This window comes from Massilia timonae CCUG 45783, assembly GCF_000315425.1.
Lineage (GTDB): Bacteria > Pseudomonadota > Gammaproteobacteria > Burkholderiales > Burkholderiaceae_D > Telluria > Telluria timonae.
The window spans coordinates 1,031,445-1,047,330 of record NZ_JH992923.1; the positions used below are offsets into that span (position 1 = coordinate 1,031,445).

A 15,886-nucleotide genomic window follows, 5' to 3' on the forward strand; every position below is an offset into this window, starting at 1 on the left:
CATGTTTGTATCGTCAATACGCGTCGTCCGCATTGTGCGCTGCAACTTTAATCATCGGATCGTCGGGGAATGGCAGGAAAGCCAAGATATAATGTTCGTCAATCTATCGTCAGACAAGCACGACGATTCCGCGCGAGAGTGTGCATGGACCTTTCATGAAGATAACGGCAGCAATTGCTATTCAACCTAGACATGATGACGAGTAAGGGCGGCCCCGGGCGTTCTGAAGAGCATATCCAGCTCATCCAATCCTGGCGGCGCCTGGCCGACCAGTTGGGTCCGCTCATCGGTGACAGCGGCTTTTGCGCGCTGTATGGACGGGCATGCCGTCTGGTCGGTCCCGAATTCAAATGGCTGGCCGAGACGCCGCCATGCAAGACCCGCGACTCCCAAATCACCGCGCTGGACGAGCTGCTCGCCAGCGTGGCACCCGACCACGCAAAAGCCGCGCATGCGGCGCTGCTCCAGACGTTTACCGAGTTGCTGGCGTCCCTCATCGGCCAGGCGCTCGCACGGCGCCTGCTCGATGCCGCCGCGCGGGACGGGGAAGAGAAGAATGCACAGGAGCACAAGTAATGAGCGATAAAGTATCCCTTGGAAAGCTGAGCACGGGCGTGCAGGGGCTCGATGTTCTCCTGGGGGGAGGGCTGAGCGAATTTTCCTTCAACCTGATCGCCGGGCCGCCGGGGTCGGGCAAGACCACGCTCGCCCACCAGATCATGTTTTCGCTGGCCAGCAACGAGCGCCGCGCCCTGTTCTTCACGGTGCTGGGCGAACCGCCCCTCAAGATGCTGCGTTACCAGCAACAGTACAGCTTCTTCGACATGGACATGGTCGGCACCTGCGTGCGCTATGTCAACCTGGCCGAAGACCTGCGCGCGGGCGATTTCAGCGGCGTGCTGGCGCGCCTGATGAAGGAGGTCGAGGATTTCTCGCCGAGCCTGGTGTTCGTCGACTCCTTCCGCTCGGTGGCGCAGACGGCGCGCGCCGGCAACGAGGGCGTGGCCGACCTGCAGCACTTCATCCAGGATCTCGGCACCCGCATGACGAGCTGGCAGGCCACCACCTTCCTGATCGGCGAATACCTGCACGGCGACGCCGAGGCGAGCCCGATCATGACGGTCGCCGACGGCATGATTTCGCTGACCCCGGTGCACGAGGATAACTCGGTGGTGCGCAAGATGCGGGTGGTCAAGATGCGCGGCCAGGCCCACCTGGGCGGCTCGCACACCTTCCGCATCACCGACGATGGCATCCGTGTGTATCCGCGCATCCTGCCGCCGCTGGCGGCCGACCATCACCAGGGGGCGCGGGTCGACCGCGATGCGGCGCGCATTCCCACCGGCACGCCCGATCTCGACGGGCTGCTCCACGGCGGCCTGCCGCAAGGCCACTCGCTGCTGGTATCGGGCCCGAGCGGCTGCGGCAAGACCATCCTCGGCACCCGCTTCCTGCAAGCGGGCGCCCGGCTGGGCGAGAAGGGCGTGGCGGTCTCGTTCGAGAAGGGCGCCTCGCGCCTGCGTAACGCCGAGCTGGCGGCGCTGGTCGCGAACGGCGACGTGCAGATGGTCGAAAGCCGCAAGATCGACCTCACGGTCGACGAGCTGCTCGACGAGATGAACGATGCGATCGACCGCACCGGCGCGCGCCGCGTGGTGGTCGATTCGCTGTCCGAGCTGGCGCTGTACCTGGCGCCGGAAGGCCGCAACCAGCTGCGCTCGACCGTGTTCCAGATGCTGTCCTCGCTGGCCAAGCGCGGCGTGAGCGTGCTGGTCACGATGGGCGTGGACGACGACTTCACGCAGCTCAAGCTCAGCCAGGCCGACATCGCCTACCTGACCGATGCGATCGTGATCATGCGCTTCGGCGAGAATGGCGGCCGGCTCCGCCGCTTCATCTCGGTGGTCAAGGTGCGCGGCAGCGCCCACAGCACCGACCTGCGCGAATTCCACGTCGGCGACGACGGGATCAATATCGAGCCGGTGGCGACCGAATACGAGGGCGTGCTGCACGGCTTGCCCATCGCGCGCGGGACACCCTGAATGAATCTCATGGCGGCGACACCAGGCAACGACGACGGCACCCTGGCGCTCCGCCTGGCGGCGCTCGAACTCGAGGCAGAGCAGCTGCGCGGCGATCTCGCGGCCAGCCTCGCGCTGGCCGCAAGCCTGCGCGAAGCGAACGAGCACCTGGTGCTGGCCGCGGTCGACGCCCAGACCTCGCGCGATGACGCCGAGGAAACCAACCGCCGCCAGAACGAATTCCTCGCCATGCTGGCGCACGAGCTGCGCAACCCCCTGGTGCCGATCAGCGTGTCGGCCAGCCTGCTCGAGCGCTCGCCGGTGAATACCGCCGCATTGGCCCGCCTGACCGGCGTGATCCAGCGCCAGGTGGGCCATATGGCGCACCTGCTGGACGACCTGCTCGACGCCGCCCGCCTGAGCAGCGGCAAGATCACGCTGGCGGTCGAGCCGCTGCGGCTGGCCGAATTGATCGAGCACGCGGCGGAAACCGTGATGCCGCGCGTGCGCGAGCGTGGCCAGGAGCTGGCGATCGCGCAGGCGGCGGATACCCTGGTGGTCGAAGGTGACCGGGTGCGCCTGACCCAGGTGTTCACCAACCTGCTCAACAATGCCTCGAAATACACCCAGGACGGCGGCCGCATCGCGGTCGCGGCCCGGGTCGGCGCCGCCGGCCTTGTTACGGTCACCATCGACGACAACGGTTCCGGCATGTCCAGCGAGACCATCGGCCGCGCCTTCGACCTGTTCACGCAGGGACCGCGCACGCTGGCGCGCTCGGAGGGCGGGCTCGGGGTTGGCCTGAACGTGGTGCGCAATCTGGTCACCATGCACGGCGGCAGCGTCGGCGCCGCCAGCCCGGGGCTGGGGCGGGGCAGCACCTTCACGGTCTCGCTGCCGCTGTCGAGCGCCGCGGCGCCCAGCGGGGTCGCCGATGGCGCCGCGCCGGTTGGCGGCGGCATCAGGCGCCGGATCCTGATCGTGGAAGACAATGCCGACGCCTCGGACGTGCTGCGCATGCTGCTCGAAGTCGAAGGGCACCAGGTGGAAATCGCCGGCGACGGCCATGCCGGCCTGGCGCTGGCGCTGGAAGGCCGCTTCGACGCGATCGTGTGCGACATCGGACTGCCGGGCCTGGACGGCCTGGAACTGATGGTGCGCCTGCGCGCCGCTGGCTCGGATGCGGGCACGGACAGCAACCGGCCGCTGACGATCGCCCTGTCGGGCTATGGCCAGCCGCAAGACCGCGAACGCGCGCTGGCGGCCGGCTTCGACCGCTACCTGGTCAAGCCGGTGGCGCCCGGCGTGCTGATCGAGGCGCTGGCGGGCGTGGCGCCTTAAGGTCGGCGGCTACGCACCGACCTTACACGAACAGGCGCCGCAGCCGCGCCACCGCTTCCTCGATCCGCTCGTACTTCGTCGCATACGAAAAGCGCACGTGGCGCTGCGGCGCCGCCACGCCGAAATCGTCGCCCGGCACGATCGCCACATGGGCATCCTGCAGCACCGCCATGCTGAACGCCGCGCTGTCGCCGTGCAGCGGGTGCGCCACGCGGTCGAGGTCGGCGTACACATAGAAGGCGCCGTCCGGCATCACGGGCACCCCGAAGCCGAGTTCGCGCAGCGCCGGCACCAGGTAGTCGCGGCGGCGCTGGAATTCGCGCCGGCGCTCCTCGAAGATCGCCAGCGCCTCGGGCTGGAAGCAGGCCAGGGCCGCGTGCTGGGCCACGGTCGGGGCGCAGATGAACAGGTTCTGGGCCAGCTTCTCGAAGGTCGGCACCAGGCTGTCGGGCACCACCAGCCAGCCCAGGCGCCAGCCGGTCATGTTGAAATACTTGGAGAAGCTGTTCACCGTGATGACGTCCGGGTCGAGCGCCAGCGCGCTCAGGGGCTGGTGGTCGTAGGACAGGCCCTGGTAGATCTCGTCGACGATCGCGAAGCCGCCGCGCGCGCGCACCGCCGCCAGCATGGCGCGCCGCTGGCTTGGCGTCATCGAGGTGCCGGTCGGGTTCGACGGCGAGGCCACCAGCACGCCGCGCGTGCGCCCGGTCCAGCGCTCGGCCACGTGGTGGGCGCCGAGCTGGTAGCGGTCCTCGTGGGAGGAAGGCACCAGCACCGGCCGGCCCCCGAAGCTGGCCACGAAATGGCGGTTGCATGGGTAGGACGGGTCGGGCATCAGGACTTCGTCGCCCTCGGACACCAGCGCGGCGCAGGCCAGCAGCAGGCCGGCCGAGGCGCCGGCGGTGATCACGATGCGGCGCGGGTCGATGTCCAGGCCCTGGGTCGCGGCGTAGTGGCCCGAGATCGCCTGGCGCAGCTCGAGGAGGCCGAGCGACTCGGTGTACTGGGTGACGCCGCCGCGGATCGCTTCCATCGCGGCGCCGGCGACGATGTCGGGCGCGGTGAAATCGGGCTCGCCGACGCTCATGCTGATGACGTCGTGGCCGGCGCGTTTCAGTTCGCCGGCGGCCTTGACCATCTCCATGACGCGAAACGGTTCGATCGCGTGCACGCGCTGGGCGACCTGGAGCTGGCTGTTGGGGGTAATGAGAGACATGCTGGATGGCAGGGATTAGAAACCCTGCCATCTTACTGGAAGCCGCGCTTACGCGTGAGCGTGATGCGCGGCGGTCAGGCGCCGCATCAAGGGCAGGGCGGCCAGCGCGATGAAGGTGCAGGCGATCGCCGCCAGCCCCAGCTTGTTGAACAGGCTCGTATAGATCGGCAGCGTCTGCAGCGGATCAAGCATGCCTTCCGGTACGCTGGCCATGGTGGCCACCAGGCCGCCCAGGTATTGCGAGATGCCGACCGCGACGAAGTAGGCCCCCATCATGAAGCCGCCCATGCGCGCTGGCACGTAGCGCGCGATCATCGCCAGCCCCAGGCCGCTCACCAGCAGCTCGCCCAGCGAATACAGGCCGTAGCCCGCGATCATGATCCACGACGAGGTCAGGCCGTTCACGGCGAAGGCGCCGGCGAAACCGTAGGTGAAGAAGCCGGCGGCCACCACCGCGAAGCCGAGCGCGAACTTGGCGGCGATCGACAGGTCGAGGCGGCTGCCGCTGGAACGCGTGTAGATCCACGCCAGCACCGGGGAGAGGACCATGATCCAGATCGCGTTGAGCGCCTGGAACTGGGCCGGCGACCAGGTGAACAGGTGGCTGCCGAACAGGCTGAAATCGAGGTCGACGTTGCGCAGGGCGAACAGCGACAGCGAGGTCGACATCTGCTGGTAGAAGATGAAGAAGAACACCGTCTGCAGGGTCAATACCAGCGCCGCCGCCAGGCCGGCGCGCTCGCTGGCCTGGCTGGTGCGGATCAGGTGGATGAAGATGCCCAGCACCACCAGGCCGGCGACGTAGACGAACAGGCGCGCCAGCCACTGGTATTCGAGGATGAAGGTCGAGGCGATGACGGTGAGCACGCCGCCGCCCAGTACCAGCGCCAGCTTGCCCCAATTCAGCGGTAATTCGTCCGGCGGCGAGCCGATATGGTTCACGGTGCGGCGCAGCACGCCGACCGTCAGCAGGCCGACCCACAGGCCGACGCTGCACACGGCGAACGCCATGTGCCAGCCCAGGTCACCGCCCGAGGTGGCGTTGAAATGGTCCTTGATCGCCGGCGTGGCCAGCATCGAGACGGTCGAACCGACGTTGACCGCCATGTAGTAGATGGTGAAGGCGCTGTCGATCTTGGCGTCGTCGCCCTCGTAGATCTTGCGCACCAGGTTGGCGGTGTTGGGCTTGAACAGGCCGTTGCCGACCACGATCACGCCCAGCGCCGCGAAGGTGAGCCAGGTGCCGCTGACCGGGATCCCCATCAGGGCGTAGCCCAGCGACAGGATGATGGCGCCGATGATCATGCAGCGGCGGGTGCCGAGCACCTTGTCGCCGATCCAGCCGCCGATGGCCGGGGCCACGTAGATCAGGGCCGCGGCGGCGCCCCACACCAGGGTGGCGCGGGTATCGTCGAAGCCCAGGCGCTGCACCATGAAGTAGACGATCAGCGCCTGCATGCCGTAGTAGCCGAAGCGTTCCCACAATTCGATCAGGGCGATGGTCAGGAAGGAGCGGGTCTGGGTGACGGGCGGGTCGGCTAAACGCCTGGCGCCGAAGTTCGGCTGGTGCGGCTGCTGCATATGATTCCTTTGACAACGGCGCCGGGCGAGGCCGGCGCAAATCCGATGATTTTATGCCATCCGCATCGAATCCGCAGCCTTGACAGCGGGTGGTGACATTGCGCTAACATGGTCCGGATTTCAGACAGCGAGGTTCGCATGAGGCGATTGAGGATCACCACCGGCGCCATGGTCTGCGCCGCCATGGCGGTGGCGGCATCCGGTCCGGCCCGGGCCGGCGAGGACGCCGCGCCGGCGCGCCTGGCGCCCGCGGCCGACCACCACCAGCACCTGTTCAGCCCCGCGGCGGCGGCCTGGATGTCGTCCTCGATCGCGCTGGCGCCGGTCGACGCCGACGAACTGGTGGCGCAGCTGGACGCGGCCGGGGTCAAGCGCGCGGCGGTGCTGTCGGCGGCCTATGCGTATGGCCTGCCGGCGCGCACCATCGACCATGAATACGCCCGCGTGCGCGCCGAGAACGACTGGGTGGCGGCCCAGGCCGCGCGCCATCCGGAGCGCCTGGTGGCCCTGTGCAGCTTCAATCCGCTCAAGGACTATGCGCTGCTCGAACTGGGGCGCTGCGCCACCAGTCCCGGCTTCGGGCGCGGCATCAAGCTCGATTTCGCCGCCTCCGACGTCCAGCTCGACCAGCCCGGCCACGTCGAGCGCCTGCGCCAGGTGTTCCGCGCCGCCAATGCGCGCGGCATGGCGATCGTGATGGACATGCGCGCCTCGCGCGCCCTCGGGCGGCCGTATGGCGCCGCGCAGGCGCGCGTGCTGCTGGAGCAGGTGCTGCCGTATGCGCCCGACGTGCCGGTGCAGGTGTCGCACCTGGGCGGCAACGGCCCCGGCTTCGGCGACACGGCGGCGCGCGAAGCGCTGGCCGTGCTGGCCGAGGCGGCCGCGCGCCGCGATCCGCGCATGCGCCAGGTCTGGTTCGACGTGGCGACGGTGGCGCAGGCCGACCTGCCGGCCGACGCGGCGCGGCGCCTGGTGCGGCGCCTGCGCCAGCTCGGCCTGGACCGGGTGCTGTACGGTTCGGACCCGCGCGGCGACACCGGGTCGCCGGACGGCTGGGAGGCCTTCCTGCGCCTGCCGCTGGACGACGCCGAAACCGCGCGCGTGGCGCGCAACGTGGTGCCGTACCTGCGTTGACCGGCCTGGCGATGGCCAGGGCCAGCTGATGCGGCTGAACCTGGGCGGCTGAGGCGCGCTTACAGAATCATGACATTCTGCCGACAATAATCCCCCAAACGCCGCAAGCGCCTTGCCTAGAATGCCAGTCTCCTGACCGAGGGCCGCAAGCGGCCGTCGGTCCATTCACCTGATTGGGATTCGCATGCACCGACACCTTACCTCCACCGTCATGGGCGCGGCCTGCGCGCTGCTGCTGGCCGCCTGCGGTGGCTCGGGCAACGACTACCAGGCGCCGCCGCCACCGCCCGTCGCCGTCGAGCCGGTGGCGACCAGGCTCGATCCGCTCTCGAGCACCGCGCGCGCGATGGACAGCGTGGCCTTCCATGGGAGCAGCGCCTACCTGTCGCTGGCCAACAGCGCGACCGAGGGCTCGGCGGTCCTGAGCGCGAAGCTGCCGCTGTCGGCGAGCTCCACCTGGAGCCCGGTGGGCCTGGGCGCCTGCGCCATGGGCCCGGTCGGCGACTTCATCATGCGTTCGCCGAAGCTCAAGATGGTGGACGGCGACATGTGGCTGATGCAGCCATGGGCCGACACGCCTGATGCCAGCAACGGCCATTCGACCTGCACCCTGGTGGCCAACACTGCCAGCTTCGTGCCGCGCGACGGCGACCTGCGCACCTGCAATCCCTACTTCTGCGAGACCCTGTCGATGCAGGACATCAAGGGCGCCAACAACCGCCTGTACAGCAATGCCGGCGCCGGCAACAACCTCCTGACCTCGAAGGACAAGGGCAACACCTGGCAGGTGATCCGCGGCTCGAAGGATTCGCAGATGTGCTATCCGTCCAAGTTCCACGTGCTGGGCGACCGCGTGCTGGTCGGCGGCGAATGCCCGCTCGACTTCGCCTTTGTGGAGGCCTACCGCCTGACGGGCGACGGCGGCGCGCTGGCCGGCGAGGACAAGCTGCCGATCACCCTGCCCGAGATGGAGAACCGCAACGTCCAGTTCATTGAATCGGTTCCGGACACGCAGATGGTGTTCGTCGGCGTCGAGGGCGGCCTACTGCGCAGCGTCGACAACGGCAACAGCTTCAAGTTCGTGATCCACGAACCGCTATCAGGCGGCAAGGGCTATCCCTACATCGGCGCCTTCCTGCCGCTCAAGGGCAAGCCGGATACCCTGGTGGTCGGCGGCTTCGACAAGATGCATGGCCGGCCTTATCTGGCGTGGTCGCAGGACAGCGGCAATTCGTGGACCGATATCTCGGCGCTGGTGCCGGGCTACGAGCGCGCGACCGACGACGAGTACAGCACGCCGTCGGTGTCCGCGCTCGTCCAGGATCCGGACGGCCGCATCATCGTGGTGACCAACGAGCGCGCCGACGGCCAGGGCCGCCTGATGCAGCTGACGCTCGGCGCCGACTGAGGGGACGAGCCGAGGGGCAGCGCAGCTTCAGATTGGCTTCAGCGCCCCACGCCTGCCCATGGCGGCGTGGGGCGTTTCGTTTGCGTCAAGACTGTCTGTGAGGGCGGAATTCTGGCATGCTCTCGCCTTCATCTCACCACAACGATAATGAAGACATGACCAAAGCCTTGACGTCCCGCCTGGCGCTCAGCCTTGCCGCCATCCCGCTCGCCGCCAGCCCGCTCGCGTTCGCCCAGAACGCCGAACGCCAGCTGGCCGGCGTGACGCGCAACCAGAATACCCTCGAGATCGCGACCAACGACGGCCGCTACCTGATCAAGCCGTATTCGAGCACGATCGTCGAGACCACCTTCATCCCCAAGGGCGAGCGCTTCGATCCGGCTTCGCACGCGGTGATCCTGGCGCCGGTGCAGGTGCAGGCCACGCTCAGGGACGAGGGCGGCCGCCTCACCTACGCCGTCGACGGCGGCATCAGCGTCACGGTCGACAAGCGGCCGTTCCGTATCAGCTATGCTTACAAGGGCAAGCCGCTGGTGGCCGAGAAGCGTGGCTTCGGGCGCGCCGACGGCATGGATGCGATCGAATTCGCGCTGGAAGACGGCGAGGCCCTGTACGGCGCCGGCGCGCGCGCGGTCGGCATGAACCGCCGCGGCCACCGCTTCCAGCTCTACAACAAGGCGCATTACGGCTATGCCGAGCGCTCCGAGCTGCTCAACTACACGATTCCGGTGGCGTTGTCGTCCAAAAAATATGCGATCCACTTCGACAATCCGCAGACCGGCTGGCTCGATTTCGACAGCCGCAAGGACGGCACGCTGCGCTACGAAGTGATCGGCGGACGCAAGACCTACCAGGTCGTGGCCGGCGACAGCTGGGAGCACCTGATGGCCGGCTACACCGGCCTGACCGGCCGCCAGCCGCTGCCGCCGCGCTGGGCCTTCGGCAACTTCGCCAGCCGCTTCGGCTACAAGACCGAGGCCGAGACGCGCGCCGTGGTCGACAAGTTCGCGCAAGAGAAGATCCCGCTCGACGCCGTCATCCTCGACCTCTACTGGTTCGGCAAGACGGTGCAGGGCACGATGGGCAACCTGGCCTGGGACCGCGACAGCTTCCCCAACGCCGAGAAAATGATGGCCGACTTCAAGGCCAGGGGCGTCAAGACGGTGGTGGTCACCGAACCGTTCGTGCTGACCACGTCCAAGCGCTGGGACGAGGCGGTGGACAAGAAGGTCCTCGCCACCGACAAGGCGGGCAAGCCCTACACCTACGATTTCTATTTCGGGAACACGGGCCTGATCGACATCTACAAGAAGGAGGGGCGCGACTGGTGGTGGAGCATCTACCGCGACCTCAAGAAGGGCGGCGTCACCGGCTGGTGGGGCGACCTGGGCGAGCCCGAGGTGCATCCATCCGATCTGCAGCATGCCGCCGGTTCGGCCAACCAGGTGCACAATGTGTACGGCCACGACTGGGCGCGCCTGATTGCCGAGGGCTATAAGCAGGAATTCCCGGCCGAGCGCCCCTTCATCCTGATGCGCGCCGGCTACTCGGGTTCGCAGCGCTTCGGCATGATCCCGTGGTCGGGCGACGTCGCGCGCAGCTGGGGCGGCCTGCAGTCGCAGATGGAGATCTCGCTGCAGATGGGCATGCAGGGCCTGGCCTATATGCACTCCGACCTGGGCGGCTTCGCCGGCGCCGTGCTGGACGACGAGCTGTATGTGCGCTGGCTGCAGTACGGCGTGTTCCAGCCGATCTTCCGTCCGCATGCGCAAGAGGCGGTGGCGTCCGAACCGGTGTTCCGCTCCGAACGTACCAAGGTGCTGGCGCGCGAGGCGGTGTGGCTGCGCTATGCGATGCTGCCGTATAACTACACCATCGCCTTCGACAACGAGCAGACCGGCATGCCGCTGATGCGTCCCCTGATGTTCGTCGAGCCAGACCCGGCCCAGCCGGCCGAGCGTTCGACCACCTATCTGTGGGGGCCGGACTTCCTGGTCACGCCGATCGTGCAGCCGGGCGCCACCCGCGCCGAGGTCTACTTCCCGAACAGCGGCAGCGTATGGTTCGACTTCCATACCGGCCAGGCGCACCAGGGCGGCATCCTCGAGACCGTGAAGCCGGTCGAAGCCAACATCCCGGTCTACGTGCGCGCCGGCGCCTTCGTGCCGATGGCGAAGGTGGTGCAGACCACGCGCGACTACACCGGGCGCGAGATCGACCTGCACTATTATCACGATGCGTCGGTGAGCGCATCGAGCGGCAAGCTGTACGACGACGACGGCGAGACCGCGGGCGCTTATCAGCAGGGCAAGTACGAGATCGTGCGCTTCGACAGCAAGTATACGGAAATGAGCGCCGGCAAGCGGCTCGAGATCGGCTTCAAGACCGAGACCGGCAAGGCGATGCAGGCGAAGGAACGGGCCTTCGCGCTCAAGGTGCAAAATGTGCGGGCGAAGCCGCGTGGCGTGACGGTCGATGGCCGCGCAGCGCGCTTTGTCTTCAACGCCCAGCAGCACCTGCTCGAAGTGCAGGTCCCGGCGCGCAGGGGCCAGGCGGCGCAGGTCGCCATCGAGCTGTAAGGACGAACGGCGCGGTTCACCGAACCGCGCTTTTTTTAGCGCGCCACGATCAGGCGCAATCCCAACCCGATGAACACCGCCCCCGCGATCCGGTCCAGCCACATGCCGGCCGTGGGCGTGCGGTTGAGCCACTGGCCGATCGTCCCCGAAAAATAGCCGAGCGCGCCGAAGATGACGGCTGCCTGCAGGGTGAACACGATGCCCAGCAGGCCGATCTGCAGGTTGGCGCCGCCGCGCGCGGCGACCACGAACTGCGGCAGGAACGACAGGAAGAACAGCACCACCTTGGGGTTGATGGCCGCGGCCACCAGCCCCTTGACGAACAGCCGTCCGGCCGGTTCGTCGGATGCGCCGGCAGTCGTCACGCGCGCGCCGCCGCGGCTCTTGACCGCGCCCCATCCCATCCAGATCAGGTACAGGCCGCCCGCCACCTTGAGCGCGGTGAAGGCCGCCGGCGAGGCCGCGATCAGCGCGCTGACGCCGATCACGGCCAGCACCGTATGGCTGATGCAGCCGAAGGCGCATCCGAGCCCGAAGGCGATGCCGCGCAGGCGGCCCTTGGCGATGCCGGTGCTGAGCACCATCAGGTTGTCGGGGCCGGGGGAAAGGGTAATCAGGACGGCGGCGGCGAGAAAGCCGAAGAGTTGTTCGGGCGAGAGCATGCGGGTGTCTGAAAATGAAACGGACGAACAGCTTAACGCATGTCCGTCCGTCGTGACAGAGCCGGGACAGGCTCCTGCAGGCTTACGACTTCTTGCAGCTCAGCTCCTTGGCATTGGCGCCCCATTTGATGGTGACCTTGCCCTGGTGTTCCTTGAATTCCTCGCTGCGGTTGCCGTAGGCGATGCCGCTGGCGGTCTTTTCGCCGCGCAGCAGCACGTGTTCCTTGTCGCGCACCGCGACCATCGAGGCCGGCGTGGTGTCGAGGAAGGTGGCGCTGATCTTGCTGCCGTCGCCGCAGGTGAAGGCGACCGGACCGGTGGTCTTGACCAGCTTGTAGGTCGATTGCAGCTGCAGCAGGCGGCTGCCGTAGGCGTTGTTGAGGCAGCCGTTCATGTCTTTGGACTCGGCGCATTGCTTCACGCCGTCCCACCACTTGGTGTGCTGTTCCTGCAGTTCCTTGCCGGCGCCGGCGTCGAGTTTTTCGAGCGCGGCGCGGTACAGGGCGTAGACCATGCCTTCGGATTCGGCCGAACCCGGCGCCTGGCAGATCTTGGCTTCGGCGGCGCCGATGCCGCGCGCGCAGAAGCCGGGCATCGATACGGCCTGGGCGCCCAGCGGCAGGGCCAGGACGGCGGCGGCGATGAGTAGTCGTTTCATGGTGTGCTCCTTGTTATGCGAGGGTGGGGCGGCGATGCGGCGTCATGCGCAAGCGCCGGTCAGGTAGTTCACGTCCTTACTGTGCGATCTTCGCCGGATCCAGTTCGACCCAGGTCGGCGCGTGGTCGCTCGGCTTTTCGCGGCCGCGCACGAACTTGTCGACCCCGGCGTCCTTCAGCGCCGGCTGCAGCCTGGGGCTGAGCAGCAGGTGATCGATGCGGATGCCGGCGTCGCGCCCGAAGGCGTTGCGGAAGTAATCCCAGAAGGTGTAGATCGTCTCGTCCGGGTGGACGGCGCGCAGCGAGTCGAGCCAGCCCTGGTCGATCAGGCGCTCGAAGGCGGCGCGGGTCTCGGGACGGAACAGGGCGTCGTCGACCCAGCGCTCGGGCTTGTAGACGTCGCGCTCGGTCGGGATGACGTTGAAGTCGCCGGCCAGCACCGCCGGTATGCCTTGCGCCAGCAGTTCGAGGCCGCGCAGGCGCAGGCGCTCCATCCAGGCCAGCTTGTAGTCGAACTTGGGTCCCGGCGCCGGGTTCCCGTTCGGCAGGTAGAGGCCGGCGATCAGGATGCCCTTGTAGACCGCCTCGATGTAGCGGCTTTGCTCGTCGGTTTCGTCGCCCGGCAGGCCGCGCTGCACCTCTTGCGCCGGCTCGCGCGTGAGGATCGCCACGCCGTTCCAGCTTTTCTGGCCGTGCCAGAGCGCGTGGTAGCCGGCGTCCTGGATCGCCTGGAGCGGGAACTTGTCTTGCGGCGCCTTGAGTTCCTGCAGGCAGACGACGTCGGGCTGGCGCTCGCCGAGGTACTGGACGAGGGCGTCCAGCCGGCTGTTGATGCTGTTGACATTGTAGGTTACGACGAGCATGGCTTCTCCGATCGGGTTGAGGTAATTATGACAACAATTTCTTGTGGTCGGCGCACGGCTAGCATCGCCGGCGCCACGCTATATGAGTTTTTCGACATTTTCTTATGGCAAATTAGTCGTTTTTCGATATAAGCGTTTGTTCTATACTCGCAAGATCGACATCCTAGCCGGAGCATCAATGTTCACTCGCCGTCACCTTATCCTGAGCACCTTCGCCCTGGGCGTCTCGCTGTCCGCCGGCCTGGCGCACGCCGACCAGCTGGCCGACATCAAGAAAAAGGGGCAGATCGTGTTCGGCGTGCTCGGCACCGATGAACCGAACAGCTTCATCGACCCGACATCGCGCCAGCTGGTCGGCTACGAGATCGACATCGCCAATGCGGTGGCGAAGAAGCTGGGCGTGAAACCGGTGTTCAAGCAGATCTCCGTCGCCGCCCGCATTCCCGAGCTGCAGCAGGGCCACGTCGACATCCTGGCCGCTTCGCTCACCCACAACAAGGAGCGCGAATCGCAGGTCGATTTCGCGCTGACCTACTTCGTGACCGGTTCCAAGGTCATGGTGCGCGCGGCCAGCGGCATCACCGGCTTGCCGCAACTGGCCGGCAAGAAGGTGCTGACCGTGCGCGGCGGCACCCAGGAAACGAATATCCGCAAGGCGGTGCCGAACGTCGAGGTGGTGACGTTCGAGAACACCCAGCAAGCCTTCCAGGCGCTGCGCCAGGGGAAAGGCGTCGCCTACGTCAACGACGAATCCTCGCTGCTGTCCGACTACGGCAAGCTGGGCCCGGCCGCCAAGGGCTTCACGATCCTGGCGCCGTCGATCGGCAACGAGCCGCTCGCGCTCGGCCTGCGCAAGGGCGAGAAGGGCCTCAAGGCGGTGGTCGACCAGACCCTGCGCGATCTGGAAAGCAGCGGCGCCGCCCAGCAGCTGTTCAATAAATGGTATGGCCCCGGCACCCGCACCAACCTCGCCAAGCGCAGCTTCAAGATTCACACCGACCAGATCTGAGCCTGGTCTTGCTCTTCGATCCGACCATCCTGCAGTCCGGCGAGTACCACGACTGGCTGGTGCAGGGCTTCATCCTGTCGATCCAGCTGACCGTCATCAGCTTCGCCTTCGCGCTGCCCTTCGGCGCGCTGGTGGCGCTGATGCGCACCTCGACCTTCGCGCCGCTGCGCGCGCTCGGCGCGACGCTGGTCGAGGCGATCCGCAACGTGCCGCTGCTGGCGCACCTGCTGTTCTGGTACTTCGCGTTCCCCGAACTGCTGCCGGAGTCCGCGCGCGAAGTCCTGTACGCGAACAACCCCGAAGTGGTCTGCGCCGTCATCGCATTGACGCTGTACGCCGGCGTGCACATGGCCGAGGACATCCGCAGCGGCATCCGCGCGGTGCCCGCGACCCAGCTCGAGGCCGCGCGTTCGCTGGGCCTGGGGCGGGTGGCCGCGGTGCGCCTGGTGCTGCTGCCGCAGGCGCTGCGCGCCTCGGTGCCGCCGCTGCTGTCGCAGACCGTCAACCTGTGGAAGGACACGAGCGTGGCCACCGTCATCGGCGCCGCGGAGTTGATGTACCAGGCCGCGCGCGTGGAAACGGCCAGTTTTCGCAGCCTGGAGGCGTTCACCTTCGCCACGCTGGCCTACCTGACGGTCTCGCTCGTGATCTCGCTGCTCGCTTACCTGTTCCAGCGCCGCTATCCGGTGAGGACGGCCTGAAAGACGACGGATGCTCGAACTGATCGATACCTACTGGCTGTACTTCCTGGTCGGCCAATATCCTGAAGGGCCGCTCGGCGGCCTGGTGCTGACCATCCTGCTGTCGGGCGCCGCGCTGGTGCTGGCGATGCCGCTCGGCCTGCTGCTCGGCATTGCCCGCGTCAGCCCGTATCGCGCGATCAGCCTGCCGGTGGCCGGCCTGGTGCAGGTGGTGCGCGCCGTGCCGCTGCTGCTGGTGCTGTTCTGGGTGTATTTCTTCCTGCCCGCCGTCACCGGCGTCAAGACCTCGCAGGCGACCACGATGCTGATGGTGCTGGTGGTGTTCGACAGCGTCTACCTGGCCGAGATCGTGGCCGCCGGCCTGCGCGCGTTGCCCAAGGGGCAGCTGGAGAGCGCCCGTTCGCTGGGCCTGGGCTATGGCGCCGCGCTGCGCCACGTGGTGCTGCCGCAGACCCTGCGCCATGGCCTGCCGTCGATCGTCAACCAGCTGGTCTCGACCATCAAGGCGACCTCGCTCGGCTACATCATCGGTCTGTCGGAAGTGTCGTTCATCGCCACCCAGATCAATACCCTGGTGTTCACCCGGGCGGTGGAGGTGTACCTGATCCTGGCGCTGACCTATTTCATCCTGTGTTTCGGCCTGTCCCGCCTGGCCTTCCTGCTCGAGCGGCGCCTGCAGCGCCACAGTGCGCAAGCTTCATGAAAGTCCACCAA

At 67.3% G+C, this 15,886-nt stretch carries 14 protein-coding genes; 9 read left to right on the plus strand and 5 right to left on the minus strand.

Annotated features, from left to right (window positions below; all coding sequences use genetic code 11):
- Nucleotides 1-192: 192 nt before the first annotated feature.
- From HMPREF9710_RS28565 to HMPREF9710_RS14485, 3 genes are read left to right on the plus strand one after another with little or no spacing between them, the layout of a single operon-like run.
- Nucleotides 193-576 carry a hypothetical protein gene (locus HMPREF9710_RS28565; RefSeq protein WP_005667478.1) on the plus strand — a complete coding sequence of 128 codons (384 nt, stop codon included), beginning with the start codon at nucleotides 193-195 and terminating at the stop codon, nucleotides 574-576.
- The gene (locus HMPREF9710_RS14480) at nucleotides 576-2,042 is read left to right on the plus strand and encodes an ATPase domain-containing protein (RefSeq protein ID WP_005667480.1); all 1,467 of its coding nucleotides are present in this window, start codon (nucleotides 576-578) and stop codon (nucleotides 2,040-2,042) included. The genes HMPREF9710_RS28565 and HMPREF9710_RS14480 overlap by 1 nt, the downstream gene beginning before the upstream one ends.
- Nucleotides 2,043-2,051: 9 nt before the next feature.
- Nucleotides 2,052-3,362 carry a hybrid sensor histidine kinase/response regulator gene (locus HMPREF9710_RS14485; protein ID WP_229409798.1) on the plus strand — a complete coding sequence of 437 codons (1,311 nt, stop codon included), beginning with the start codon at nucleotides 2,052-2,054 and terminating at the stop codon, nucleotides 3,360-3,362.
- A gap of 22 nt (nucleotides 3,363-3,384) precedes the next feature.
- Here HMPREF9710_RS14485 and HMPREF9710_RS14490 read toward each other — a convergent pair whose 3' ends face one another.
- A complete protein-coding gene (locus HMPREF9710_RS14490; RefSeq protein ID WP_005667483.1) occupies nucleotides 3,385-4,578 on the minus strand; it encodes a pyridoxal phosphate-dependent aminotransferase in 1,194 nt (397 codons plus the stop codon).
- Nucleotides 4,579-4,626: 48 nt separating this feature from the next.
- Nucleotides 4,627-6,159 carry a peptide MFS transporter gene (locus HMPREF9710_RS14495; RefSeq protein ID WP_005667485.1) on the minus strand — a complete coding sequence of 511 codons (1,533 nt, stop codon included), beginning with the start codon at nucleotides 6,157-6,159 and terminating at the stop codon, nucleotides 4,627-4,629.
- 138 nt (nucleotides 6,160-6,297) lie between these two features.
- Here HMPREF9710_RS14495 and HMPREF9710_RS14500 point away from each other — a divergent pair, with 138 nt between their 5' ends.
- The 3 genes from HMPREF9710_RS14500 to HMPREF9710_RS14510 all read left to right on the plus strand — a co-directional run bounded on the left by HMPREF9710_RS14500 (nucleotide 6,298) and on the right by HMPREF9710_RS14510 (nucleotide 11,280).
- Nucleotides 6,298-7,293: an amidohydrolase family protein gene (locus tag HMPREF9710_RS14500; protein ID WP_005667487.1), complete on the plus strand. Its 996-nt coding sequence runs from the start codon at nucleotides 6,298-6,300 to the stop codon at nucleotides 7,291-7,293.
- A gap of 184 nt (nucleotides 7,294-7,477) precedes the next feature.
- Nucleotides 7,478-8,701, plus strand: a complete 1,224-nt coding sequence (locus tag HMPREF9710_RS14505) for a beta propeller repeat protein (protein WP_157225573.1) — start codon at nucleotides 7,478-7,480, stop codon at nucleotides 8,699-8,701.
- A gap of 155 nt (nucleotides 8,702-8,856) precedes the next feature.
- On the plus strand, nucleotides 8,857-11,280 hold the full coding sequence (locus tag HMPREF9710_RS14510; RefSeq protein ID WP_051205088.1) for a glycoside hydrolase family 31 protein: 2,424 nt from the start codon (nucleotides 8,857-8,859) through the stop codon (nucleotides 11,278-11,280).
- A 35-nt stretch (nucleotides 11,281-11,315) separates the two neighbouring features.
- Here HMPREF9710_RS14510 and HMPREF9710_RS14515 read toward each other — a convergent pair whose 3' ends face one another.
- The 3 genes from HMPREF9710_RS14515 to xth all read right to left on the minus strand — a co-directional run bounded on the left by HMPREF9710_RS14515 (nucleotide 11,316) and on the right by xth (nucleotide 13,462).
- On the minus strand, nucleotides 11,316-11,942 hold the full coding sequence (locus HMPREF9710_RS14515; RefSeq protein ID WP_005667491.1) for a LysE family translocator: 627 nt from the start codon (nucleotides 11,940-11,942) through the stop codon (nucleotides 11,316-11,318).
- Between the two features lie 82 nt (nucleotides 11,943-12,024).
- A complete protein-coding gene (locus tag HMPREF9710_RS14520) occupies nucleotides 12,025-12,600 on the minus strand; it encodes an MliC family protein (RefSeq protein ID WP_005667492.1) in 576 nt (191 codons plus the stop codon).
- Between the two features lie 76 nt (nucleotides 12,601-12,676).
- Nucleotides 12,677-13,462 (minus strand): exodeoxyribonuclease III, encoded by a 786-nt coding sequence (xth, locus tag HMPREF9710_RS14525; RefSeq protein ID WP_005667494.1) that lies wholly within the window; start codon nucleotides 13,460-13,462, stop codon nucleotides 12,677-12,679.
- Between the two features lie 178 nt (nucleotides 13,463-13,640).
- Between xth and HMPREF9710_RS14530 the strand changes: the two genes are divergently transcribed.
- The 3 genes from HMPREF9710_RS14530 to HMPREF9710_RS14540 are packed head-to-tail and all read left to right on the plus strand — an operon-like array spanning nucleotide 13,641 to nucleotide 15,875.
- Entirely contained in the window at nucleotides 13,641-14,471 is an 831-nt protein-coding gene (locus tag HMPREF9710_RS14530; protein ID WP_005667495.1) for an ABC transporter substrate-binding protein, read from the plus strand.
- Nucleotides 14,472-14,479: 8 nt separating this feature from the next.
- Nucleotides 14,480-15,172 carry an amino acid ABC transporter permease gene (locus tag HMPREF9710_RS14535; protein ID WP_005667497.1) on the plus strand — a complete coding sequence of 231 codons (693 nt, stop codon included), beginning with the start codon at nucleotides 14,480-14,482 and terminating at the stop codon, nucleotides 15,170-15,172.
- A 10-nt stretch (nucleotides 15,173-15,182) separates the two neighbouring features.
- A complete protein-coding gene (locus tag HMPREF9710_RS14540) occupies nucleotides 15,183-15,875 on the plus strand; it encodes an amino acid ABC transporter permease (RefSeq protein ID WP_005667498.1) in 693 nt (230 codons plus the stop codon).
- Nucleotides 15,876-15,886: the final 11 nt, after the last annotated feature.

Excerpts from the sequence above, each read along its gene's own strand:
- xth (WP_005667494.1), bottom strand. The coding sequence starts at position 13,462 with ATGCTCGTCGTAACCTACAATGTCAACAGCATCAACAGCCGGCTGGAC.
- HMPREF9710_RS14520 (WP_005667492.1), bottom strand. The coding sequence starts at position 12,600 with ATGAAACGACTACTCATCGCCGCCGCCGTCCTGGCCCTGCCGCTGGGC.
- HMPREF9710_RS14495 (WP_005667485.1), bottom strand. The coding sequence starts at position 6,159 with ATGCAGCAGCCGCACCAGCCGAACTTCGGCGCCAGGCGTTTAGCCGAC.
- HMPREF9710_RS28565 (WP_005667478.1), top strand. The coding sequence starts at position 193 with ATGATGACGAGTAAGGGCGGCCCCGGGCGTTCTGAAGAGCATATCCAG.
- HMPREF9710_RS14505 (WP_157225573.1), top strand. The coding sequence starts at position 7,478 with ATGCACCGACACCTTACCTCCACCGTCATGGGCGCGGCCTGCGCGCTG.
- HMPREF9710_RS14510 (WP_051205088.1), top strand. The coding sequence starts at position 8,857 with ATGACCAAAGCCTTGACGTCCCGCCTGGCGCTCAGCCTTGCCGCCATC.
- HMPREF9710_RS14540 (WP_005667498.1), top strand. The coding sequence starts at position 15,183 with ATGCTCGAACTGATCGATACCTACTGGCTGTACTTCCTGGTCGGCCAA.
- HMPREF9710_RS14530 (WP_005667495.1), top strand. The coding sequence starts at position 13,641 with ATGTTCACTCGCCGTCACCTTATCCTGAGCACCTTCGCCCTGGGCGTC.
- HMPREF9710_RS14485 (WP_229409798.1), top strand. The coding sequence starts at position 2,052 with ATGGCGGCGACACCAGGCAACGACGACGGCACCCTGGCGCTCCGCCTG.
- HMPREF9710_RS14500 (WP_005667487.1), top strand. The coding sequence starts at position 6,298 with ATGAGGCGATTGAGGATCACCACCGGCGCCATGGTCTGCGCCGCCATG.
- HMPREF9710_RS14490 (WP_005667483.1), bottom strand. The coding sequence starts at position 4,578 with ATGTCTCTCATTACCCCCAACAGCCAGCTCCAGGTCGCCCAGCGCGTG.
- HMPREF9710_RS14515 (WP_005667491.1), bottom strand. The coding sequence starts at position 11,942 with ATGCTCTCGCCCGAACAACTCTTCGGCTTTCTCGCCGCCGCCGTCCTG.
- HMPREF9710_RS14480 (WP_005667480.1), top strand. The coding sequence starts at position 576 with ATGAGCGATAAAGTATCCCTTGGAAAGCTGAGCACGGGCGTGCAGGGG.